The organism is Streptomyces sp. NPDC053560, assembly GCF_044544605.1.
Taxonomy (GTDB): Bacteria; Actinomycetota; Actinomycetes; order Streptomycetales; family Streptomycetaceae; genus Streptomyces.
Map to the genome: position 1 here is coordinate 12,370 of NZ_JBITXI010000002.1, position 21,272 is coordinate 33,641.

17 protein-coding genes and 1 pseudogene are annotated in these 21,272 nt (G+C 73.1%); 9 read left to right on the forward strand and 9 right to left on the reverse strand.

What is annotated here, in order from left to right; genetic code table 11:
• Positions 1–128: 128 nt before the first annotated feature.
• The 3 genes from ACIGQF_RS03280 to ACIGQF_RS03290 form a co-directional block, all read right to left on the reverse strand.
• Positions 129–992: an ABC transporter permease gene (locus tag ACIGQF_RS03280; protein ID WP_399704833.1), complete on the reverse strand. Its 864-nt coding sequence runs from the start codon at positions 990–992 to the stop codon at positions 129–131.
• Positions 993–1,185: 193 nt separating this feature from the next.
• A complete protein-coding gene (locus ACIGQF_RS03285) occupies positions 1,186–2,391 on the reverse strand; it encodes an ABC transporter substrate-binding protein (protein ID WP_399704836.1) in 1,206 nt (401 codons plus the stop codon).
• Between the two features lie 152 nt (positions 2,392–2,543).
• Positions 2,544–3,659: an ABC transporter ATP-binding protein gene (locus tag ACIGQF_RS03290; RefSeq protein ID WP_399704838.1), complete on the reverse strand. Its 1,116-nt coding sequence runs from the start codon at positions 3,657–3,659 to the stop codon at positions 2,544–2,546.
• Between the two features lie 195 nt (positions 3,660–3,854).
• On the opposite strand from ACIGQF_RS03290, the gene ACIGQF_RS03295 reads away from it, so the two are divergent.
• The 3 genes from ACIGQF_RS03295 to glpK all read left to right on the forward strand — a co-directional run bounded on the left by ACIGQF_RS03295 (position 3,855) and on the right by glpK (position 9,016).
• The gene (locus ACIGQF_RS03295; protein WP_399704842.1) at positions 3,855–5,972 is read left to right on the forward strand and encodes an EAL domain-containing protein; all 2,118 of its coding nucleotides are present in this window, start codon (positions 3,855–3,857) and stop codon (positions 5,970–5,972) included.
• A gap of 502 nt (positions 5,973–6,474) precedes the next feature.
• Positions 6,475–7,242, forward strand: coding sequence for an MIP/aquaporin family protein (locus ACIGQF_RS03300; RefSeq protein ID WP_399704844.1), 768 nt, complete (start codon positions 6,475–6,477; stop codon positions 7,240–7,242).
• A 253-nt stretch (positions 7,243–7,495) separates the two neighbouring features.
• Positions 7,496–9,016, forward strand: a complete 1,521-nt coding sequence (glpK, locus tag ACIGQF_RS03305) for a glycerol kinase GlpK (RefSeq protein WP_361567629.1) — start codon at positions 7,496–7,498, stop codon at positions 9,014–9,016.
• Between the two features lie 174 nt (positions 9,017–9,190).
• Here the strand turns inward: glpK and ACIGQF_RS03310 are convergent, their stop codons facing one another.
• The gene (locus ACIGQF_RS03310) at positions 9,191–9,799 is read right to left on the reverse strand and encodes a GTP-binding protein (protein WP_399704847.1); all 609 of its coding nucleotides are present in this window, start codon (positions 9,797–9,799) and stop codon (positions 9,191–9,193) included.
• Between the two features lie 375 nt (positions 9,800–10,174).
• On the opposite strand from ACIGQF_RS03310, the gene ACIGQF_RS03315 reads away from it, so the two are divergent.
• Positions 10,175–10,969: a GntR family transcriptional regulator gene (locus ACIGQF_RS03315; RefSeq protein WP_399704850.1), complete on the forward strand. Its 795-nt coding sequence runs from the start codon at positions 10,175–10,177 to the stop codon at positions 10,967–10,969.
• Positions 10,966–11,739 (forward strand): sulfite exporter TauE/SafE family protein, encoded by a 774-nt coding sequence (locus ACIGQF_RS03320; protein ID WP_399704852.1) that lies wholly within the window; start codon positions 10,966–10,968, stop codon positions 11,737–11,739. The genes ACIGQF_RS03315 and ACIGQF_RS03320 overlap by 4 nt, the downstream gene beginning before the upstream one ends.
• A gap of 92 nt (positions 11,740–11,831) precedes the next feature.
• On the opposite strand, the gene ACIGQF_RS03325 is transcribed toward ACIGQF_RS03320, so the two are convergent.
• From ACIGQF_RS03325 to ACIGQF_RS03335, 3 genes are read right to left on the reverse strand one after another with little or no spacing between them, the layout of a single operon-like run.
• Positions 11,832–12,242: a DUF742 domain-containing protein gene (locus tag ACIGQF_RS03325; RefSeq protein WP_361567639.1), complete on the reverse strand. Its 411-nt coding sequence runs from the start codon at positions 12,240–12,242 to the stop codon at positions 11,832–11,834.
• A 36-nt stretch (positions 12,243–12,278) separates the two neighbouring features.
• On the reverse strand, positions 12,279–12,713 hold the full coding sequence (locus ACIGQF_RS03330; RefSeq protein WP_361567642.1) for a roadblock/LC7 domain-containing protein: 435 nt from the start codon (positions 12,711–12,713) through the stop codon (positions 12,279–12,281).
• Positions 12,710–15,358 carry a nitrate- and nitrite sensing domain-containing protein gene (locus ACIGQF_RS03335; RefSeq protein ID WP_399704856.1) on the reverse strand — a complete coding sequence of 883 codons (2,649 nt, stop codon included), beginning with the start codon at positions 15,356–15,358 and terminating at the stop codon, positions 12,710–12,712. The genes ACIGQF_RS03330 and ACIGQF_RS03335 overlap by 4 nt, the downstream gene beginning before the upstream one ends.
• A 170-nt stretch (positions 15,359–15,528) precedes the next feature.
• On the opposite strand from ACIGQF_RS03335, the gene ACIGQF_RS03340 reads away from it, so the two are divergent.
• From ACIGQF_RS03340 to ACIGQF_RS03355, 4 genes and pseudogenes are all read left to right on the forward strand, one after another.
• A complete protein-coding gene (locus tag ACIGQF_RS03340; RefSeq protein WP_399704859.1) occupies positions 15,529–16,029 on the forward strand; it encodes a hypothetical protein in 501 nt (166 codons plus the stop codon).
• Positions 16,030–16,268: 239 nt separating this feature from the next.
• Positions 16,269–17,087, forward strand: coding sequence for an IclR family transcriptional regulator (locus ACIGQF_RS03345; RefSeq protein ID WP_399704863.1), 819 nt, complete (start codon positions 16,269–16,271; stop codon positions 17,085–17,087).
• A 146-nt stretch (positions 17,088–17,233) separates the two neighbouring features.
• Positions 17,234–18,319 carry an S-(hydroxymethyl)mycothiol dehydrogenase gene (locus ACIGQF_RS03350; protein WP_399704866.1) on the forward strand — a complete coding sequence of 362 codons (1,086 nt, stop codon included), beginning with the start codon at positions 17,234–17,236 and terminating at the stop codon, positions 18,317–18,319.
• Positions 18,320–18,427: 108 nt separating this feature from the next.
• A pseudogene (locus tag ACIGQF_RS03355) lies at positions 18,428–19,060 on the forward strand (phosphatase PAP2 family protein); the annotation flags it as partial.
• A 45-nt stretch (positions 19,061–19,105) separates the two neighbouring features.
• Here ACIGQF_RS03355 and ACIGQF_RS03360 read toward each other — a convergent pair.
• Together ACIGQF_RS03360 and ACIGQF_RS03365 are read right to left on the reverse strand one after the other, a co-directional pair.
• Entirely contained in the window at positions 19,106–19,786 is a 681-nt protein-coding gene (locus tag ACIGQF_RS03360; protein ID WP_399704869.1) for a response regulator, read from the reverse strand.
• Complete coding sequence (locus ACIGQF_RS03365) at positions 19,783–21,255, reverse strand: sensor histidine kinase (RefSeq protein WP_399704872.1); 1,473 nt, start codon at positions 21,253–21,255, stop codon at positions 19,783–19,785. The genes ACIGQF_RS03360 and ACIGQF_RS03365 overlap by 4 nt, the downstream gene beginning before the upstream one ends.
• Positions 21,256–21,272 lie beyond the last annotated feature (17 nt).

The following is a 21,272-nucleotide window of genomic DNA, read 5'->3' on the forward strand; positions in this document are numbered from 1 at the left end:
TCGCGGAATCCGGGGCGGGATGAGTTTTCGGATACGGGAACCGGGGCGTTCGGCGACCCGTTGTCACTGTGAGTAAGGGAATTGGGGCGGAGAGCAGAGGCAGAGGGCGATGTGAGATACGGGGGGGGTCACAGTGAGTCCAGTGCTCCGGCGCGCCGCACGGCCGCCAGGTAACAGACGATCAGCACGACCGGTACGGCAGAGAGCGCGGCTGCCAGCGGCAGGTCGAGGGTGACCTGTGAGGCGATGACGTTGCCCAGCAGTTGGGTGCGGCCGCCGACGATCTGAACGGTGAGGTAGTCGCCGAGGCTGAGGGAGAAGGTGAAGACGGAGCCGGCGAACAGGGCGGGGCGTACGGCGGGCAGGACGATGAGGCGCAGGGTGCGCCAGGCGCCGGCACCCAGGTCGGCAGAGGCCTCCAGGTGGTGGGTGGGCAGCCGCTCCAGGGCCGCGAAAACGGGGAGGATCATGTACGGAAGCCAGAGATAGGCGAGGACGAGGACGACGGCGGGCAGGCCGTAGCCCGGGCCGGTCAGGCCGAGCGGGGCGAGTACCGCATTGACCAGGCCGTGTTCGCCGAGCATGACGCGCCAGGCGTACGCCTTGACGAGGTAGCCGGCCCACAGGGGCGTCAGCACGGCCACGAGCAGGGCGCGCCGCCACCGCCCGGACGCCACTCGGGCCATGAAGAAGGCCATGGGCAGGGCGAGGAGGGCGTCGATGAAGGTGACGGCGACGGCCACGCCGAGGGTGCGCAGGGTGATCGTGCGGTAGACCGAGTCGGTCAGGATCGTGCGGAAGTTGTCGGTGTTCCAGACGTGAACGACATCGGAGGTGAAGCTGTCGGTGGTCCAGAAAGCGGAGAGCAGGAGGACGGCGAGCGAGCCGAGGTAGGCGAGGCCGAGCCACAGCAGGGGTGGCGCGAGCAGCGCCGCCAGCCTCAGCCGCGCTCCCGCCCGGGAGTCCGCTCCCACCCCGGAGTCAGGCGCCACCCGGGAGTCAGCTCCCGTCCGGTAGCCCGTCTTCGCGGGAGGTCCTGTCGCTGAGGCATCGGTCGCGTACGGGTCGGTCGCCGATGTCTCTGTCGCCGCGGCGCCTGTCGGCGAGGGGTGTGTCGGCGAGGGGCCTGACGACTGGGGGTTTGACGACTGGGGGCCCGTCGGCGAGTTCACCGGACTGGTCCTCTCAGCCCTTGATCTCCGTCCAGGCGCGGGTCCATTGCGCGTAATCGGTGCACTTCACGGTCGTCCGTCCGTCCAGGCACTGCTTGACGGGCGTGGTCCAGAAGTGGACGCGCTTGTAGTAGCTCTCGTCGTCGGCGTGGTACGTGACGCAGTGCTTGGGGTCGGACGTCTCGTCGCACGCCTTCGCGTTGGCGGGTGCCTCGCCGAAGTACTCGGCGACCTGGGCGTTCACCTTGGGCGAGACGATCCAGTCGAGCCACTTGTACGCGCAATTGGGGTGCTGGGCCTTGGCGGACACCATCCAGGTGTCCGACCAGCCGGTGGCGCCTTCCTTGGGCAGGACGGCCTTGACCGGGGCCTTCTCGGCCTCGGTGAGGTTGGCGATGACCTGCCAGGTGGTGCCGACGACGCTGTCGCCACCCTTGAAGGCGGTGACTTCCTTCTGGTAGTCGCTCCAGTACTCGCCGATGTTGGCGTGCTGCTTCTTCAGGAGCGCGACCGCTGCGTCCAGTTGCCGCTGGTCCAGCGCGTACGGATTCTTGATGCCCAGCTGGGGCTCGGTCTTCATCAGATACAGCGCGGCGTCGGCGATGTAGATGGGCGAGTCGTAGGCGGTCACCTTGCCGGCGTGGTCGGTGGCGTCCTCGAAGACGGCCCGCCAGGAGTCGGGGGCGGGCTTGACCTTGTCGGTGCGGTACATGAGGAGGTTGGCGCCACGGCCGTGCGGGATGCCGTACATCTGTCCGTCGACGGAGTTGAACGGCTGCTTCTTCAGGCCCGCGAAGATGTCCTTGTAGTTCGGTACGAGCTTGGTGTTGACGGGTGCGGCGTCGCCGGAGGCGATCAGGCGCAGGGTGGCGTCACCGGAGGCCGAGACGGTGTCGTACTGCCCGGTCTTCATCAGCGAGACCATCTCGTCGGAGGTGCCCGCGATCTTGGTGTTGACCTTGCAGCCGGTCTGCTTCTCGAATGGGTGGACCCAGTCGGTCTTCGGGTCGTTGGATCCGTCCTCGGCGTAGCCCGCCCAGGCGATGACGTTGACCTGCCCCTCGCCCTTGCCGAGCGATTTCTTCATGGGGACGTCTGGCGCATGGAAGCCGCCGCTCCGGGCGTCGCCTCCGTCACCACCGCCGGAGGAGCCGCACCCGGCGGCCAGCAGCAGGGCCGTGGCCGCGGCGGCGGCCTTCCACACGTTCGTGTTGCGCATCCGGTTCTCTCCCGTCGCACACGGCGTCAGACACAGGCGCTGAGCGTCGCTCAGTATGCGGATCAAGGGCTCACTGCACCAGAGCGCGTGGGGGATCGATCGAGTCAACTCCGCGGGGAAGGCGCTCCCTTCGGGCCGACTGCCGGGGCGGGTCAGTGGGGGACGGGGTAGGCGTCGTCGGGGGCCCAGGTGAGGCGGACCGGGGAGTCGGGCCGGACGGACAGGGCGGGAGCCGCGTTCAGGCGGAGCACGGTCAGGCGGTCGTCGCCCCCGTCCAGCCGGACGCTGAAGCGGGTGTGCGGTCCGGCGTGGGCGATGTCGGTGATCCGGCCGGTGGCCGTGCACCCGGCCGGGTCCGTGGGCGGTGCGGACTCCGCGGTCGGCGCTGTCGGGGACGTTGCGGGCGTTATGGGCGTTGGGGGTATCGGGGAATGGGTGTCGTTCAGGGGGGTGAGGTGGATGCGTTCGGGGCGGATGCTGTAGATGCCGAGGCGGCCTGTGACTCGTTGTGCGGCCTCGCCGCGCAGCAGGTTCGTCATGCCGACGAATCCCGCTACGAAGGCGGTGGCCGGGCGGTCGTAGATCTCCAAGGGCGGGCCGACCTGTTCGATGCGGCCGCCGTCCAGGACCGCGACCCGGTCGCTCATCGTCAGCGCCTCCTCCTGGTCGTGGGTGACGAGGAGGAACGTGATGCCGGTGGCGCGCTGGATCTGCTTCAGCTCGGACTGCATCTGCTGGCGGAGCTTGAGGTCGAGCGCGCCGAGCGGCTCGTCGAGGAGCAGCAGTCCGGGGCGGTCGACGAGGGCCCGGGCGAGGGCGACCCGTTGCCGCTGGCCGCCGGAGAGGTGTGCGGGGCGACGGTAGCCGAAGCCGTCGAGCCGTACGGTGGCGAGCGCTTCGCGGGCGCGCGCCCGGCGTTCGTCCTTGCGTACGCCGGCGACGCGGAGTGCGTACGCGACGTTCTGCTCGACGGTCATGTGCGGGAAGAGGGCGTAGTCCTGGAAGACGGTGTGCACGTCACGGTGGTGGGGCGGCAGTGCGGTGACGTCGCGGCCGGCGAGTTCGACGCGCCCGGAGCTGGGGCGTTCGAAGCCGGCGATGAGGCGGAGGAGGGTCGATTTGCCGGAACCGGACGGGCCGAGGAGGGAGAAGAACTCGCCCGGCTGAATGGCGAGTTCGGCGTTGTCGACGGCTCGTACGGTGCCGAAGTCCTTGGTGAGGGCGGTCAGACGGACCGCCGCTCCGGGCGTCGCGTTGTCGTCGGCCATGCGGTCTCCCCCGAGTGGGACGGCTTGATCGCGCCGGGCGACTGTACCGGGGTGGCCGGGTCCCCGTCACCGGCGCGGGGCGAGGGTGAGGGGGAGCTGGAGGGGGGCGGCTCATTCTCCCTACGCGGAGGAAGGGTGCGTGAACAGCGCGTGAACCCTGCTGCGTATGGGGCGGGTGGGAGGCATGCTGTCCGCGTGCCTGCCTGGACGGACCAGCTCCGATTCGCCTACCAGCCCGTCGTCAACCTCACGACCGGTTCCGTCGCCGCGCTGGAGATACTCGCCCGTCCCGAGCGCGGGGACGTGCTCGCCCAGGCGCACCGCTCCCCCGCCCTCGACGTCGAGCTGGCCGCGCTGGGGATCCGGCACGCCGCGCATCGGGAGACGCTGCTGCCGCTGCAGGTGAATCTCTTCGCGGCCACCGCAGCCGAGTTCCCCGAACTGACGGCGCTCCGCACTGCGGTGAGTACAGCCGGACGGCGGCCGTGCGAAGTCACCGTCGACCTGACCGGGCCGTACACCCACGTACCGGCCGGCGCGCTGCTGGAGGCGGTCGCGGGGCTGCGCGCCGACGGCTTCCGGATCTGCGCGGACGGGGTGGGCGACGGGGACATACCGCTGCGCCTGCTGGGGGATCTGGCGCCGGACATCATCAAGCTGGACGCCTCGCTCTGCACGGAGCTGGACGTCCGGCCGGGGCGAGCGGCGGTGGTACGGATGATGCGGCAGCTCTGCGACGAGCTGGGCGGGTTGCTGGCGGTGGAGGGCGTGGAGACCGAGCGGAGCTACGCGGCGGTGCGGCGGGCCGGTGCGCAGCTCGGGCAGGGGCATCTGTTCGCACCACCAGCGCGCCGGCCCGCGGCCGAGGTCTTCGTGCCCGCGCAGATACCGCCCGCACCGCTCACACCACCCGTACCGTCCGCGCCGGCCACGTCGTCCGTATCGGCCGCGCCCTCCGTGTCACCCGCGTCGTCCATGCCGACCGGACCCGTGGAGGGCCGGGAACCCGCAGGCGGAGGAGCGTCGGAAGCAGGCGGCGTCTCGGAGGCCGACCGAGTGTGCGAGACCGGCGGAGTGTCGGAGGCCGGCGGGGTGGCGGCCGGGCCGCCGGTGGCGCAGTTCGTGCAGCCGGCCGCGCTGCTTCCGGTGACGGCCTCGGCCGAGGAGGTGCGCAGCCGGCTCACGGGGCTGCCGGACGTCTCCGGGGTGCTGCTGGTGGACGCGGACGGCGTTCCCGTACGGGCGGTGGACCGGAACCGCTTCCTGCTGTCGCTGTCCGGGCGGTACGGGCACGCGCTGTACGCGGACCGGCCGGCACTGCGGCTGGGCGACCGGCCGCGTACGGTCGGCGCCGACGCGACGGCGTGGGAGGTGCTCGACGTCATCGCGGACGGCGACCGGGACCGTACGGGGGACGACGTCGCGGTGGTGGACGGGCGGGGCCGGTGCATCGGAGTGGTGCACCTGGCGGACATCCTGCGGGCGCTGGCGGAGAGCCGGGTGGAGGAGGCGGCGCGGCTCAATCCGCTGACGCGGCTGCCGGGTTCCGACGCGGTCAATGCGGAGGTGGACCGGCGGCTCGCGCAGAGCCGGGCCGTCGCCGTGAGCTGGCTGGACGTGGACGGGTTCAAGCAGGTCAACGACGGGGCCGGGTTCGCGGCGGGGGACGAACTGATCCGGTCGGTGGGCGCGGCACTGGCCCGGGCGGCGAGCGGGGACGCGGCCTGCCGGGTGGGGCACATCGGGGGCGACGACTTCCTGGTGCTGACCGATCCCGACGGGCTGGACGCGGTGGCCGCCGCGGTGCTGGACGTGCCGTGGTCGGCGGGCGGGCGGCCGGTGACGCTGTCGCTGGCCACGGTGGTGTGCCCGGCCGGTACGGTCACGGGGCACGCGGAGGCCGCTGCCGCGCTGGCCCCGTTGAAGAAGGCGGCCAAGGGGCTCTCGGGGGCGAGCTGGGTGCTCAGCCGGCACGGTTCGGCCCACCAGGAGGTCCGCCGGGGGCGGCCGACCGGGACGACCACCTCGACGACGGGTCCGGCGTCGGCCGGAACCACCAGGACGACCGGAGCAACCGGAGCGACCGGAGCAACCGGGGCGGCCGGAGCAACCGGGACGATCGGAACAGCCGGAGCGATCGGGGTGGCGGAAACGACGGTCACGGCTCAGACCGGGGCGGTGGGCCACCCGTCGGCCGGTTCGACGTACGGGCCTGCGGCCGGAAACCCGGGCGGCCGGGCACCCATGACGACATACGCCGAAGCACCGCACGGCCACGAGGAACACGGACGCGAGGAGCTGCCCGCCCACTGAGCGCCGCTCCCCTGTCCCCACTCCCCTCCCACGTACCCCCATCCCACGGTCGCGGTTCGGATGCGGTCCGGTACCGGTTCGGGCAGGGAGGGGCCCCGTCGGCGGGCGGTCGGGCGGTGGTCAGGCCCGTGGCCTGCAAGTTACGGGGGCGGGGAGGTGTGTGGGGCGGAGTGCGCCTTGAGTGTCGCCGGTCGTTGCTGTCCATGTCCTTGACGCTCCATGACGGCCGGTGAACACTTCCGGTGTCAGTCGGCGTGCCGTACGCAGGCTCCCCCGACCGCGTGGCGTCGCCGCGCGCTGTCCTGCGCCCCACCGGTGTCCAGCCGCACTGGCACGCTCATCGCGGAGGCCGCGCGGGACATGCGGGAATCACGGCCGTCGGCTCCGCCCCGTACGGACACCGTGGCGCGTCCGGAATTCATGTGGCCGGGCCATGGGAGAGGTACGCACCCTGCACGGAGGACCGGGGTCCGTCCCCGGGCAAGGGCCCTAGGAGCCGCAGATGTATTCCAATGGGGACATATTCGTCGGTGAAATCATCGGCACCGCGATCCTGATTCTCTTCGGCGCGGGCGTCTGCGCCGCCGTCACCCTGAACTACTCGAAGGCGAAGTCGGCCGGCTGGGTGGCCATCGCGTTCGGCTGGGGCCTCGGCGTGCTCGCCGGTGCCTACACCGCGGCGCCGCTGTCCGGCGGCCACCTCAACCCCGCCGTCACCCTCGGTTCGGCCGTCGCGGGCGGCACCCCGTGGTCCAAGGTGCCGCTCTACATGGCGGCGCAGCTCATCGGGGCGCTCATCGGCGCGGCGCTCACGTGGGGCGTGTACTACGCGCAGTTCGCGGCCAACTCGCAGGCGGACAAGGCCCAGCCGACGCTGGGGATCTTCTCCACCGGGCCGGAGGTCCGCAAGCCCGTGGCGAACCTGGTCACCGAGACCATCGCGACCGTCGGCCTGGTGCTGCCGATCCTGTTCTTCGGCGAGAACAAGGGCATCGGCATCGGCCCGATCCCGGGCACGGCCGGCGGGGTGTACGGCTCGGGCATCAACGTACTGCTCGTCGCCCTGCTGGTGGTCGGCATCGGTCTGTCCCTCGGTGGCCCGACGGGGTACGCCATCAACCCGGCCCGTGACCTCGGTCCGCGTATCGCGCACGCGCTGCTGCCCATCCCGAACAAGGGGACGTCCGACTGGGGTTACGCCTGGGTGCCGGTCGCGGGCCCGCTGATCGGAGCGGTGCTCTCCGCGCTGATCTACAACGCGGCTTTCTGACCCGGAACGCGACCATCCGGCCCTCCGCACCTCCGGCCCGGCGGCCCGGCGGCCCAGAGGGGCCCAGGAGACCAGGGGCCAGCCCCCGATCGCCCCCGATCGGCCCCCGTAAGCACGCCGCCGCCCGCCGGATCCAGGCACACAGACGCCGACCGCATCCGCGCACGCCCTACCGACCGCCTCGTTCCGCCCGCAGCCTGGCGCTGCGGGCAGTACCGCTCGCCGACTGCGGTCATCCGACTGAGGAGACGCCATGACGGACAGCACGCAGAAGTACGTCGCCGCGATCGACCAGGGCACCACCTCCAGCCGTTGCATCATCTTCGACCAGGACGGCGCGATCGTCGCCGTCGACCAGCGGGAGCACCGGCAGATCTTCCCGAAGCCGGGCTGGGTGGAGCACGACGCGACCGAGATCTGGTCGAAGGTGCAGGCCGTGGTGGCGGGCGCGCTCGCCGACGCGGGGCTGCGCGCGGACCAGCTCAGCGCGCTGGGCATCACCAACCAGCGGGAGACGACGGTCCTGTGGGACCGGCGGACCGGCAAGCCGGTGCACAACGCGATCGTGTGGCAGGACACCCGTACCGCGGCGCTCTGCAACGAGCTGGGCGGGGCCGACGGCCAGGACAGGTTCCGGGACGCCACGGGACTGCCGCTGGCGAGCTACTTCTCCGGGCCGAAGGCGGCCTGGCTGCTGGACAACGTTCCCGGGCTGCGGGCGCGTGCGGAAGCCGGGGAGATCGCGTTCGGCACCATCGACTCCTGGCTGATCTGGAACCTCACCGGTGGTACGGACGGCGGGGCGCACGTCACGGACGTGACCAACGCCGGCCGGACGATGCTGATGAACCTCTCGACGCTCCAGTGGGATCCGGCGATCCTCTCGGCGATGCGGGTGCCCGAGGCGGTGCTGCCGGAGATCAAGTCCTCGGCGGAGGTGTACGGGACGGCCGTGGGGCAGCTCGCGGGCGTGCCCGTGGCGTCGGCGCTGGGCGATCAGCAGGCGGCGGTGTTCGGGCAGACCTGCTACGGCGTCGGCGAGGCCAAGAACACCTACGGCACCGGATCGTTCCTGCTGCTCAACACCGGTAACCGGCCCGTGCCGTCGAAGAGCGGGCTGCTCACCACGATGGGGTACCAGCTCGGCGGTGAGGCCCCGGTGTACTGCCTGGAGGGCTCGATCGCGATCACCGGCGCGCTGGTGCAGTGGTTCCGCGACCAGCTGGGCATCATCAGCTCCGCCGAGGAGATCGAGACGCTCGCGGCGAGTGTGGACGACAACGGCGGCGCGTACATCGTCCCGGCGTTCTCCGGACTGTACGCGCCGTACTGGCGCTCCGACGCGCGCGGTGTGATCACCGGGCTGACCCGGTACGTCACCAAGGCGCATCTGGCGCGTGCCGTGCTGGAGGCGACCAGCTGGCAGACGCGCGAGGTCGTGGACGCGATGTACCAGGACTCCGGCGTGCAGATCACAACGCTGAAGGTGGACGGCGGGATGACCGCCAACAACCTGCTGATGCAGCATCAGGCGGATGTGCTGGGCGTGCCGGTGATCCGGCCGGTGGTCGCCGAGACGACCTGTCTGGGCGCGGCGTACGCGGCGGGTCTGGCCACCGGGGTCTGGCAGGACCTGGACGAGCTGCGGGCGCACTGGAAGCGGGACGCGGAGTGGTCGCCGCGGATGCCGGGCGAGGTCCGCGAGCGGGAGTACGCGCAGTGGCGGAAGGCGGTGGAGCGCAGCTTCGGCTGGCTGGACGAGAACGGCGAGTAGGCCGGCAGGACGAGCTGGCCGGACGAACGGCGAGTGGGGCAGGCAGGACGAGCGGAGCGCCCCGCGGGCTGCCGCGGGGCGTCCGCGGGTAGGTCGCTGGCCCGTATCCCGGACGGCGGGGTACGGGCCGCGCGGCGCCTCGGGGGCGGCGAAGGCCCGTCACGCGGCCCCCGGTCAGGACAGCGCCGGTGCGTGCTGCTCCTCGCTCATGCGCAGGGCGTGCTGGACGACATCGATGAGGACGTCGCGCGCCGAGTCCTTCTCGCGGGCGTCGCAGTCCATGATGCTGACGTCCGGGTCCAGGTCCAGCGCTTCGCGGACGGTCTCGGCGGGGTAGCGGTCGGCGCCCTCGAAGCAGTTGACGGCGACGGTGAAGGGGATGCCGCGGCGCTCGAAGTAGTCGATCGCGGCGAAGGAGTCCTCCAGTCGGCGGGTGTCGGCGAGCACGACCGCGCCCAGCGCGCCGGTGGCCAGCTCGTCCCACAGGAACCAGAAGCGGTCCTGGCCCGGAGTGCCGAAGAGGTAGAGGACCAGGTCCTCGCGGAGGGTGATCCGGCCGAAGTCCATGGCGACGGTGGTGGTGTGCTTGCCCTCGACACCCGAGGTGTCGTCGACGGGCCGCCCCGCCTCGGTCAGCTGCTCCTCCGTGCGGAGCGGCTTGATCTCGCTCACCGCGCCGACCAGGGTCGTCTTGCCGACGCCGAAACCGCCCGCGACCAGGATCTTGAGCGTGACCGGCTCGACGGCTTGCTTGCGGCGTCGCTCAGCGCGCCCGAAGACCATTGACCGCTTCCTCCGATTCAGGTGGTGTCGTGTCAGCGACGGGCCGGCGCACCGGGCTGACGACAACTCGTGGAGTACGACAACTCCTGCGTGGGAGTGGATCGTTCCGCACCGACTGTACCGACGACAAGCCTGCGGCCCGGCACCGCCCCTGCATGATGTGCTCATGATCACTGAGTGTGCGGAGCGCGACACTCCGCAACCCCTGCCCGGCGGACCGCCACCCCGCATGCAATAAACCCGCTGGTCAGGCATTTGTGCAGGTCAATGTGGGTGGCGTAACTCTGGCGTAATGCCACGGCGATACCGTCGACGGCTCCGGAGGACGCGGCGGCGGCACGGTGCCGCCACGCGCCGCCACGGAAGGGAGTCGGCATGCGGGAGACGGCACCACCGGGTGCGCAGGGCGGGGACGACGGGCCGTGGGTGTCCTCGCGGCCCCGGGCCGAGCGGGCCCGGCAGCTGGCCGACGTGCTCCGCCACCGGATCACCAGCGGCGCGTACGACGGCGGGGTGCTGCCCGGGGAGAGCGAGCTGGGCACGCACCTCGGAGCCTCGCGCAACGCCGTACGTGAAGCGCTCGGACTGCTGCGCAACGAAGGGCTGATCACCCGTAAGCAGGGCGTGGGCACCACCGTCGTGATGCCCAAGTACGGCCACGGGCTGGACCGCCTGGCGGGCCTCGCGGAGACGCTGACCGGGCACGGGACGGTCACCAACGAGGTACGGGCGGCGCGCCCGGTCCCGGCTCCCCCGGCGGCCATCGCGGAGCGGCTGCGGCTCGCCCCGGGCGAAGGGGCGGTGCACATCGAACGGCTGCGCCGGCTGGGCGGCCTGCCGCTCTCCCTGGACACCACGTACCTGACGGCCGACATCGGGACGCCGCTGCTCGGCTGCGACCTGGCGCACCGCGACCTGTTCGCGCTCATCGAGGAGACCTCCGGGCAGCGGCTGGGCCGGGCGGAGGTCTCGGTGCACGCGGTCAACGCGGACCCGGACACCGCCGCGCTGCTGGGCGTGGAGGCGGGCGCCGCGGTCTTCGCCATCGAGCGGCTCACGCATCTCGCGGACGGCCGCCCCGTGGACGCCGAGTCGCTGCACATCAGGGCGGACCGGCTGGCCCTGCACGCCACGTTGCACCGCGGCCCGGCTCCGGAGGAGCAGCGATGACGGCGGCCGGTCTCGACACTGCCACGCTGGTGCTGCTGGCCCTCTTCGGGCTGGTCGCCGGGGTGGGCATCACGGCCGTGGGGCCCGGCGGCGTCCTCGCGACCGTCGGACTGTTCGTCCTCACGGACCTCTCCCCCGCTCAGGTCGCCGGCACCGCCATCGTCACGCATGTGGCGACGGGCCTGCTGGGCACCGCGGCGTTCGTGTGCTCCGGGGAGCTGCGGGAGCCCCGTACCCGGCGTACGGCCCGGATCCTGGCGGGTGCGGCGGTGCTCGGGACGCCGCTCGGCGTGCTGGCCAACACCCTCGTCTCCGGGCGGGCCTTCGGACTGCTGCTGGGCGCCTTCGTGGCGCTGGTCGGCGTACTCCTCTGGTACCGCGAGCGGCGCGCCGCTCCTACGGGGGCGGCGTACCCCTCGGCCCGGGTGACGGCGCCGCTGGGCTTCGGGGTCGCGGTGGCGAGCGGCGTGTTCGGGGTGGGCGGGCCGATGCTCACCGTGCCGCTGCTGGTCGCGCTCCGGATGCCGGTGCTGGCCGCGCTGGCCGTCGCGCAGGCCCAGTCGGTGGTCATCGCCACCGCGGGCACGCTCGGCTACGTCGCGCACGGCGCGGTCGACTGGCCGCTGGCGGCGCTCGTCGGCGTGCCGGAGCTGGCGGGCGTGCTGATCGGCTGGCGGGTCGCCCGCGCGGTGCCCGCGCGCACGCTCAAGACCGGCCTGGTGGTGGCCCTGTTCGCGCTGGCGCCCTATCTGGCTCTGTACGGCGGCTGAGCGGGTAGCGCCGTATCCGGCCCTGTACGGCGGCTGAGCGGGCGTACGCGGACGGGCCGGGGCCCGGGGGCATCCGGGCCCGGCCGGGCCGCTCAGAGGGCACGCAGGCCGTTGATGACCTCGCGCAGGATGCCCTCGTCGGGGAGTTCGGCGGGCGGCACGGGCCGGGTGACCCGTACCAGGTCGGCCTCCATCAGGTCGCCGATCAGGACCCGGACCACGCCGACGGGCAGGTCCAGTTCGGCGGCCAGTTCGGCCACCGAGAGCGGGGCTTCCCTGGTGAGGTCGACGATGTCGAGGTGCTCGGGCGAGAGGGACTGGTCGGTGACCGGCTCGTCGGCGCGGCTCTCCGCGATCACCTGCGCGATCAGGTCGAGCCCGGCGACGGCCCCGCTGGCGGTACGGCCGCGGGTCATGGCGTACGGGCGGACGACCGGGCCCGCCTCGTCGTCGAACCACCGGGCCGGGCCCGCCCCGGGCCCGGCCTGTTCTCCTCGGTTCATGCGGTCACTCGGTTCATGCGGTCACCGTCGTCATCCTCAACTGGGCCGGTCGCCCCTGGGCGCCGTGCCCAGGTGCGTACCCACCCGCTTGACCAGCAGCGTCATCTCGTACGCGATCAGGCCCACGTCGGAGTCGGCGTCGGCGAGCACGGCGAGGCAACTGCCGTCGCCCGCGGCGCTCACGAACAGGAACGCCTCGTCCAGCTCGACCATCGTCTGGCGCACCTGGCCCGCCTCGAAGTGCCTGCCGACGCCCTTGGCCAGGCTGTGGAAGCCGGAGGCGACGGCCGCCAGGTGCTCCGCGTCCTCCCGGGACAGGTCGGCCGAGGCACCCGTGGCCAGGCCGTCGCTGGAGAGGATGAGCGCCTTGCGGATGAAGCCGACCCGGCCGACCAACTCGTCGAGCAGCCAGCCCAGTTCGCCCGAGCCCTTCGCTGCGGTCCCGGCTGCTGTTGCCTTCGGTGCGGTCATCGACCGTCCCCTCCCATGTTCTTTCTCGGTGCTGTGCCGCTGCCGTCGTCGCCGGATTCGCGCCGGCCTCGCTGCCAGCCGCGCTGGAGCGATGCCATACGGGCCCGCACGGCCTCGGCGTCACGGTCGGCCGCGAGGTCCGCGGCCTCGGGTGCCGCACCGGCCTGCTGGTCGGGCGACGTCTTGAGCTGGGGGGCGAGGCTGGCCTGCCGTACCCGCCGGGGCAGGCCGCGCACCGTCCGCGCGGGCTGCGCCTCTTCGGACGGCGCGGGCGCGGCCTCGGAGCGCACGGCCTCGGAGCGCACGGCCTCGGTACGCGCAGTCTCAGGGCGCGCGGTCTCCGTGGGGGCAGCCTCGGTGGGCCGCCGTTCGCCGCGGACCTCCTCGGCCGGCCGGTCCGCGTCCGCCACCGGGCGGCCGTGATCGCTGACCAGTGCCGGGGAGCGGCGGCGGCGCGGCAGGGGCGCGGGGCCGTCGCCCGGGGCCCGGTCGCGGGCCGGGGGTTGCTGCTCGCGCGCGGCGGGCACCGGGCCCGTGGGCTGCGCGGGGCGGCTCTCCTCGGTGCGGCGCTGCCTCCGGGGGCCACGGAGGGCGTTCGCGTCCTCGTCCACGGCCGGTCGCTGCGCCGGCATGTCCGGGGTGCGCTCCGGGAGCGGCACCGGAACCTGGGCGAGCGCCGCCAGGTCGCCGCGCGCGGCCGGCGCGGGCCGCTTCACGGGCACCGAGCCGGTGTCCTCGCCGCGGCCGTCGTTGGTCTCGGTCAGCAGGGTGCCCGGGATGAACACCACAGCGGTGGTCCCGCCGTACGGGGAGGCCTGCAGCGAGACGCGTACGCCCTGCCGCTGGGCGAGCCGGCTGACCACGAAGAGGCCGAGCCGGTCGGTGTCGGAGAGTTCGAACTCGGGGGTCTCGGCGAGCCGGAGGTTGGCGTCCAGGAGCGCGTCGGGCGCCATGCCCAGGCCGCGGTCGTGGATCTCCAGGGTGAAGCCGTTGGCGACCCGCTCGCCGACCACCTGCACGGCGGTGTGCGGCGGCGAGAAGACGGTGGCGTTCTCCAGGAGTTCGGCGGTGAGGTGGGTGAGGTCGGAGACCGCCGGACCCTCCACCGCGAGGCGCGGCAGCCGCCGCACCTCGATGCGCTCGTAGTCCTCGACCTCGGAGACAGCGGCGCGCACGACATCCATGAGCTGAATGGGCTTGCGCCACTGCCGGGACGGCGCTGCGCCCGAGAGGATGACCAGGCCCTCGGCGTGCCGCCGCATACGGGTGGTGAGGTGGTCCAGGCGGAAGAGGTCGGCCAGCTCGTCGGTGTCCTCCGTACGCCGCTCCATGGCGTCCAGCAGGGTGAGCTGACGGTGCAGCAGGACCTGGCTGCGACGGGCGAGGTTGACGAAGACCTCGGAGACGCCGCGGCGCATGTCGGCCTGCTTGACGGCGGCCTCGATCGCGGCCCGCTGCAGGGTGTTGAGCGCCTGGGCGACCTGGCCCATCTCGTCCTGGGTGAACTCCAGCCGCGGCGCCTCGGTCTCCACGTCGACGTGCTCGCCCGCGGCGAGCCGGCGCATGACGCTGGGCAGCCGTACGCCGGAGACCTCGTGCGCGTCCTTGCGGAGCCGGCTGAGGTCCTTCACGTGGCGGCGGCCCAGCCGGAAGGAGACGACGATCGAGGCGAGCAGGGCGACGAAGCCGAGGACGCCGGCGAAGGCGGCCTTGACGAGCACGGTCATCGCGGCGGGCTGGACGCGGTCGGCGAAGCGGTCGCCCGCCTCCTTGTCCATCCGGTCCAGGTCGCCGAGGACCCGGCCCGCGACGCTGTGCCAGCGCTCGGCGTTGACCGCGGTGGGCGCTGCCGAGGGCCCGGCGGCGATCACCCGGTCCTCGAAGGCCTGCAGTTCGCGCGGCTTGTCGCCGTTCCAGTAGTCCTCGTAGACGGCCCGCTCGCTCGCGGGCAGGGAGGTGAGGCTGGTGTCGTACAGGAGCTTGCGCTCGGCCACCCTGTCGGCGAAGTCCCGCAGTTCGCGCGGGGTCATCGAACGGGACACCAGTGCGGCGCTGAGCACCGCGTCCTCGCGGGAGATGGCTTCGCGCCCGCGGGTGATGCTCACCAGCGCGCCGCCCTCCTTGGAGATGTCCGCGTCGGGCAGGAAGTGCAGGCTGCCCATGAAGTCGTAGCAGAGGTCGACCAGGGCGTTGTACTGCTGGAACGCCTCACGCCGGGTGAGGGTGTTGTTCTCCACCTGCTCGCGCAGCTCGTCCAGGCCCCTGAAGCCGTCGAGCGCGGTCCGCAGCCGCGGGCCCGCGCCCCCGGCCAGGTCCCCGCGGATGTCGGAGGAGTCGGCGTTGCTGCGCAGCCGGTCAACGGCCTCGTCCGTGGCGCGGGTTCGGCGGCGCAGGTCGGTCAGGGAGCCCGCGATGCGCGGGTCAGCGAGGTAGACCAGGGTGGCGCGGCGCTCCTTCTGCAGGGCCTGTACCGCGTCCTCCGTCGGATAGCCGACCTTGTCGACGATGACCGCGACCTGCAGGAGCTGGCGGGCTTCGCTTCCGGTGACGTAGGTGGCGAACGCCCACATGGCGGTCAGGGACACCAGTGGTACGAGCAGCAACGCCACGATCTTCCGGCGGATGGACTTCCCGCGAAAGCGCATGGCCTCCCCTACGTCAACCCCGGCGCGCGGGGGTGGTGTTCCGTCAACAAACGGCGCGAGCCTACTACTGTCGGGGGATCAACTCGAAGAGCTGTCCGGCGGAGCGGGCCGCAGGTCAGGCCGGGATAGCCGCCCTTGTCCGGTGATTCCGGGACAACCCGCCCGCCCATGTGGCCTCCGCCACGGAGCGCGGGGCGGGTCACCATAAGATCGGGAACGCCGGCACGCGGCGGCATGCACCGGAGAAATCCGGGCAGTCACCGAGGAGCCGGGCAGGCGGGCAGGCGGGGAAGCACGGGGAGAGTGACGCTTTCATGGACATCGGCAGAAGCGGCACGCTGTGGCAGGAGGAGCCGACCGCCCGCCCCCGGATGCCCGACCCGGTCCGCGCCGCCGCCGTACGTGCCGTGATCATCGTGGCGGTGACGCTCGTCCAGGCGATGGTCGCCTTCCTCAGCACGCTCGCCGGGTCCTGGCTCGCCTTCCCCGCGGTGCTCAGCACGGTCGCCTCGACGATCGTCGCCACCTGGGGCGTGCTGGATGTCTGGGTGACCCGGCAGGTGTGGCTCCAGCGCAACGGCGTGGAGTCGCGCCCGAGCAGCACGGCCAGGGCGCTGCGCCGTGAGCGACGGCGCGCACGTCGGCAGGAGCGCCGCTCGGCCGCCGCGTGAGACCGCACCCGTACCGTCCGTCTTCCTTCGCCACACCGTACGGAGCGGAAAGACTTCCCGCGGTGTGGGCCGCCATCTGGCCTCTTTGGCGTCGATCGGTATGATGACGTTTCCTATTGCGCACCGCTCGGCGTGATGCGCAACTGGGTGACGCGCAACAGACCGAGCTCCGGGAGCGGGTCACGACGGGCTCCCGACAACTGGCCGCACAGGGCCACCGGGCGGTGACGCACAGACCGATGCCGAAGACGACCGACAGCAGCACCAACGAGACCGTCGAGGAAACCGGCGACAGCACACGCGGCGGAGGCGGCTCCGTCCAGTCCGTCGACCGGGCGGTGAGCGTGCTGGAGATCCTGGCCCGGCTGGGCGAGGCCAAGGTGACCGAGCTGGCCGAGGAGCTGGGCGTCCACAAGTCGACCGCCTTCCGGATCCTCGGTGTCCTGGAGAACCGGGGGCTGGTCGAGCAGGAGGGCGAGCGCGGCAAGTACTACCTGGGCGCCGGCGTGCTGCGGCTGGCGGGCGCCGCCGCGATCCGGCTGGACATCTCCCAGGAGGGCGCGCCGGTGTGCCGGGCGCTGGCCGAGGACACCGGCGAGACCGCCAACATCGCGGTGCTGGACGGCGACGCGGCGGTCAACATCATGCAGGCGCGCGGCTCGGCCGCGGTCACGGCGTACAACTGGCTGGGCCGGCGTACGCCGCTGCACGCCACCGCGAGCGGCAAGGTCCTGCTGGCGCACCTGCCGCGGGAGCGCCGCGACAACCTGCTGACCCGCTCGCTGCCCCGCTTCACCGAGCGCACCCTCACGACCGCGCCGCTGCGCGCGCAGCTGACCGAAGCGCTGGAGCAGGGCTTCGCCTGCACCGTCGAGGAGCTGGAGATCGGCCTGAACGCGGTCGCCGCGCCGGTACGGGCGCACGACGGCGCGGTGATCGGCGCGATCGGCGTGTCCGGACCGGCGTACCGCATGGCGGAGGAGCTGCTGCCGGAGCTCGCCGAACGGGCCGTGAAGGCGGCCGCCGAGCTCTCCCGCGCCATGGGCTTCGCGATCTGAACTCCCTTGCCCGCAGGGGCGAAAACCTCTTGACGGATCCGCCCCTGAATCCCAGCATGTCTCATATGATGCAACAGACCGCATCATAGGCAACATAAACCGGGCACCGACCTCCGCCGCCGCAGGCGCTGTCGAGGAGTGAACACATGCCGCACGAAGCCCGCGCCGTCATCGCCGTGAAAAAGGGGGCGCCGGTCGAGGTCCTGCCGGTCCTGGTGCCCGATCCGGGGCCCGGAGAAGTCCTCGTACAGGTGCAGGCGTGCGGCGTCTGCCCCACCGACGTGCACCACCGGGACGGCGCGGCCGGGGACGCCTTTCCGTACCTGCTCGGCCACGAGGCGGCCGGCATCGTCGAGGCCACCGGCCCCGGCTGCGGTGATCTCTCCCCCGGCGACTACGTCGTCCTCGCCTGGCGCGCCCCCTGCGGCTCCTGCCGTTCCTGCCGCCGCGGCCGCCCCTGGTACTGCTTCGACTCCCGTACGGCGCACGGCAGGACGACCCTGCTGGACGGTACGCCGCTGACGCCCGCGCTCGGCATCGGCGCCTTCGCCGAGAAGGTACTGGTCGCCGCCGGCCAGGCGGTCAAGGTCGACCCCTCGGCCCGGCCCGAGGCCGCCGGGCTGGTCGGCTGCGCGGTGATGGCCGGGTACGGCGCCGCGGTGTACACGGGGCGGGTCGGCAACGGCGACACCGTGGCCGTGATCGGCTGCGGCGGGGTCGGCAACGCCGCCATCGCCGGGGCCTCGCTGGCCGGTGCGCGCCGGGTGATCGCGGTGGACGTGGACGCCCGCAAGCTGGACGCCGCCGAGCGCTTCGGGGCCACCGACACCGTCAACTCCCGCTGGACCGACCCGGTCGAGGCGGTCCGCACGCTCACCGGCGGGCACGGCGCGGACGTCACCATCGACGCGGTCGGCAGCCCGGACACCTTCCGGCAGGCGCTCGCGATGCGCGACCTGGCCGGGGTCCTCGTCCAGGTCGGGGCCCCCGAGGAGGATCTGCACGTCGAAATCCCGCTGCACGACCTCTTCTCGCGCGGCGGCGCCCTCAAGACCTCCTGGTACGGGGACTGCCTGCCCAGCCGCGACTTCCCCGTGCTGATCGACCTCCACCTGCGCGGCAAGCTCGACCTGGAGGCGTTCGTCTCGGAGACGGTCGCGCTGGACGACCTGGAGAGCGCCTTCGGCCGGTTGCAACGGGGGGACGTCCTGCGGTCGGTGGCGGTGCTGTGAGCGGCACACAGGGGCAGCGCGCCGGCCGTCAACCCTGACGAAGGTCGTGGGTGGCCCCGGCCGTTCGGCCCGGGCGCCCGGCCGCCGCCCTTCCTACGGTCGGCGGCCATGGAAACCGTTCTTCACTCCTCTCTGCCGCGGCGTCTGTCCGTCGCCGCGGCAGCGGTCGTCGCCGGTGCCGCGGCCGTGGCGGCGCTCTCGCCCGGCGGGCTCGGCCGGCCCGCCCCCGTACAGGTCACCGGCGGCACCTCGACGGCGGCGTACCGGCGGCTCACGGGCCTCTTCGCCGATGCCCCCGCCTGGACGGGCCCGGTCCTGGAAGCGGTCACCGAGGGAGCGCTGGTCGCGCTCGGCCTGCTGCTCGGGTGGCTGTGGTGGACCGCGCTGCGGCGCGGGGACGCCCGCGGCCTCGCCGGCACCGTCCTGACCGGCTGCGCCACCCTGGCCGCCCACGGGGCCAGCGAAGCCCTGAAGCTGGCGGTGGACGAGGAACGCCCGTGCCGCGCCGTACGGGAGGCCGTGGCACTCGCGCACTGCCCCGAGGCCGGCGACTGGGCCTTCCCCAGCAACCACGCCACCCTCGCCGCCGGGCTCGCGGCCGGCCTGGCGGTGCTGCGGCCCCGGCTCGCGGCGGTGACGCTCCCGGCGGCCGGGCTGGTGGCGCTGCTCCGGGTGGCCGTGGGCGTGCACTACCCGCACGACGTGCTCGCGGGGGCGTGCCTCGGCACCACCGTCGTCCTCGCGGCCGTACTGCTGCTCCTCTCCCCGGCGGCGCGGGCGGCGGCCCTACTGCGCTTCCGAAGGCGGCAGGGCGATGCCGGCCTCGTGGGCCACGACGGCCGCGGCGGCCCGGTTGTCGACGCCCAGGCGGGCCAGGATCGAGCTGACGTGCGCTTTGACGGTGCCCTCCGCGAGGTGCAGCCGGCGGGCGATCCGGCCGTTGGACAACCCGCTGCCCAGGAGGGCCAGCACGTCGCGTTCCCGGGCGGTGAGCGCGTCGGTCCGCTCCCGCGCGGCGGCCCGGCGGCCGGCCGCGGCGCCCGCGCCACCGGCCGCGAGATGCGCCACGACCCGCGCCGCGACCTGCGGTGACAGGTAGGCGGCGCCGTCGGCCACCGCGCGGATGCCGGCGATCAGTTCCTCCGGCTCGCCGGACTTGATGAGGAAGCCGGCGGCGCCGCCGCTCAGCGCCCGGAGGATGTAGTCGTCCTCGCCGAAAGTCGTCAGCATGACGACGTCGGTGGCCGGTGCCGTCCGGCGGATCTCCGCCGCCGCCTCGATGCCGCCCAGCCCCGGCATGCGGATGTCGAGCACGGCGACCTCGGGGCGGTGGCGCTGAACGAGGTCCACCGCCCCGTGCCCGTCGGCGGCCTCGGCGACGACGGCGATGTCCGGATCGCTCGCGAGCACGGCCCGGATCCCGGCCCGGATCATGGGCTCGTCATCGGCTATCAGGATGCGGATCACCGGACGTCCTTTCCGGTGAAGGCGTCGGCGGAGACGAGTGCGTGCGCCCGGAAGCACAGCCGGTAGACGTCCCCCGACCGGTCGTCGAACGGGTCGGCGGTCATCGCGTAATACTCGCACGACGTGCCCCGGCCCTCCGGCTCCGCCGCCGTCGGCCACTGCGCCGCCTGCCGGTCCGGCAGATGGCGTGCCACCTCGGCACGGTCCTGCCCGGCCCGCAGCCGGGCGAAGTCCTCGGAGGCCAGCACCGTCCCGCCCACCGATATCGCCTCCCACACCCGCAGCGAGCCGCCCAGCAGCGCGGCCGTCACCAGCGGAACCATGAACGCGGCGGCCAGCGTGCGGCCCAACCGGCGGTGCGCGCGCCGCTGTTCTGCGGGCAGCTCACCGGCCGCGGCACGGGACGCCTCGCCACCGTGCCGGGAGGCCCGCACGGGAGCGCTGTGCGGGAACGTGGCGACGACGGCGAAGCCCTCCTCCGTGGGCCCGTACGTGAATGTGCCGCCCGCCAGCGTCACGCGCTCGTCCAGCCCTGTGAGGCCGTGGCCCTCGCCACGCCGGTCCGGCGCCGCGGCGGGCAGCGGGCCGTTCGTCACCCGTACCTCGGTCTCCCCCGCGGTGTGCCGGAGGCGGACGGCTGCCGTCGAATCCGGCGCGTGCTTGGCGACGTTGGTCAGCGCTTCCTGTACGACCCGGTGGACGGCGCGCTCGGCCATCGAGGGCAGGCCGTCCGCCGCACCCTCGATGTGCAGCGCGACCGCGAGTCCCGCGGCGGCCGCCTCGTCGACCAGGTCGGCGAGGCCCGCCTCGGCCGGCCGCGCGGGCGCCTCCTCCGTGTCCTGACGGAGTACGCCGATCGTCTCGCCGAGCCGCTCCACCGCGGCCGCCGCGCGGGCCCTGATGTCCTGGGCGGTCGCCAGGTGGGCATCGGGCAGGCCGGGCGCGAGCTTCAGCGCACCGGCCGACAGGGCGATCAGGCTGAGGTCATGGCCCAGGACGTCGTGCATGTCCTGGGCGATGCGGGCCCGTTCGCGCAGCCGGGCCTGTTCCGCGATCAGCCGCTGCTCACGCTCCAGGCGCTCGGCGCGTTCCCACCCGGCCCGGATCAGGTCCCGGTACTGGCGGCGGAACCGGCCGGCGAACCAAGGCAGCATGACGGCCCCGGCCAGCACCGCCACGAAGCGGCTCCCCCAAGTGATCCACTCGGGCATCACCGAGACGGCGAGCACGCCGGCGGCGAGCGCGGCGATCAGGGCCATCGCCACGGCACGGGTCCGCCCGGGCCGCCGCCCCGCCAGGAACGCGCAGGCGGCGGTCGGCAGGGCGCACCACGGGAGCGCCAGGCTCAGGGCGCCCAGGACGGCGGCGCCCGCCAGGGGCAGGCCCGCCGCCCCGGGGAGCCACCGGGCACCGCCCGTGTCGGCCTCTTCGGGCGGCGCGGCCCCCGCCCCGGTCTTCGGTCGCTTCACCGCGCCACCATACGAAG

Coding starts and splice junctions, on each gene's coding strand:
- ACIGQF_RS03285 (WP_399704836.1), bottom strand. CDS start 2,391: ATGCGCAACACGAACGTGTGGAAGGCCGCCGCCGCGGCCACGGCCCTG.
- ACIGQF_RS03290 (WP_399704838.1), bottom strand. CDS start 3,659: ATGGCCGACGACAACGCGACGCCCGGAGCGGCGGTCCGTCTGACCGCC.
- ACIGQF_RS03300 (WP_399704844.1), top strand. CDS start 6,475: ATGTATTCCAATGGGGACATATTCGTCGGTGAAATCATCGGCACCGCG.
- glpK (WP_361567629.1), top strand. CDS start 7,496: ATGACGGACAGCACGCAGAAGTACGTCGCCGCGATCGACCAGGGCACC.
- ACIGQF_RS03310 (WP_399704847.1), bottom strand. CDS start 9,799: ATGGTCTTCGGGCGCGCTGAGCGACGCCGCAAGCAAGCCGTCGAGCCG.
- ACIGQF_RS03315 (WP_399704850.1), top strand. CDS start 10,175: ATGCGGGAGACGGCACCACCGGGTGCGCAGGGCGGGGACGACGGGCCG.
- ACIGQF_RS03320 (WP_399704852.1), top strand. CDS start 10,966: ATGACGGCGGCCGGTCTCGACACTGCCACGCTGGTGCTGCTGGCCCTC.
- ACIGQF_RS03325 (WP_361567639.1), bottom strand. CDS start 12,242: ATGAACCGAGGAGAACAGGCCGGGCCCGGGGCGGGCCCGGCCCGGTGG.
- ACIGQF_RS03330 (WP_361567642.1), bottom strand. CDS start 12,713: ATGACCGCACCGAAGGCAACAGCAGCCGGGACCGCAGCGAAGGGCTCG.
- ACIGQF_RS03335 (WP_399704856.1), bottom strand. CDS start 15,358: ATGCGCTTTCGCGGGAAGTCCATCCGCCGGAAGATCGTGGCGTTGCTG.
- ACIGQF_RS03345 (WP_399704863.1), top strand. CDS start 16,269: ATGCCGAAGACGACCGACAGCAGCACCAACGAGACCGTCGAGGAAACC.
- ACIGQF_RS03350 (WP_399704866.1), top strand. CDS start 17,234: ATGCCGCACGAAGCCCGCGCCGTCATCGCCGTGAAAAAGGGGGCGCCG.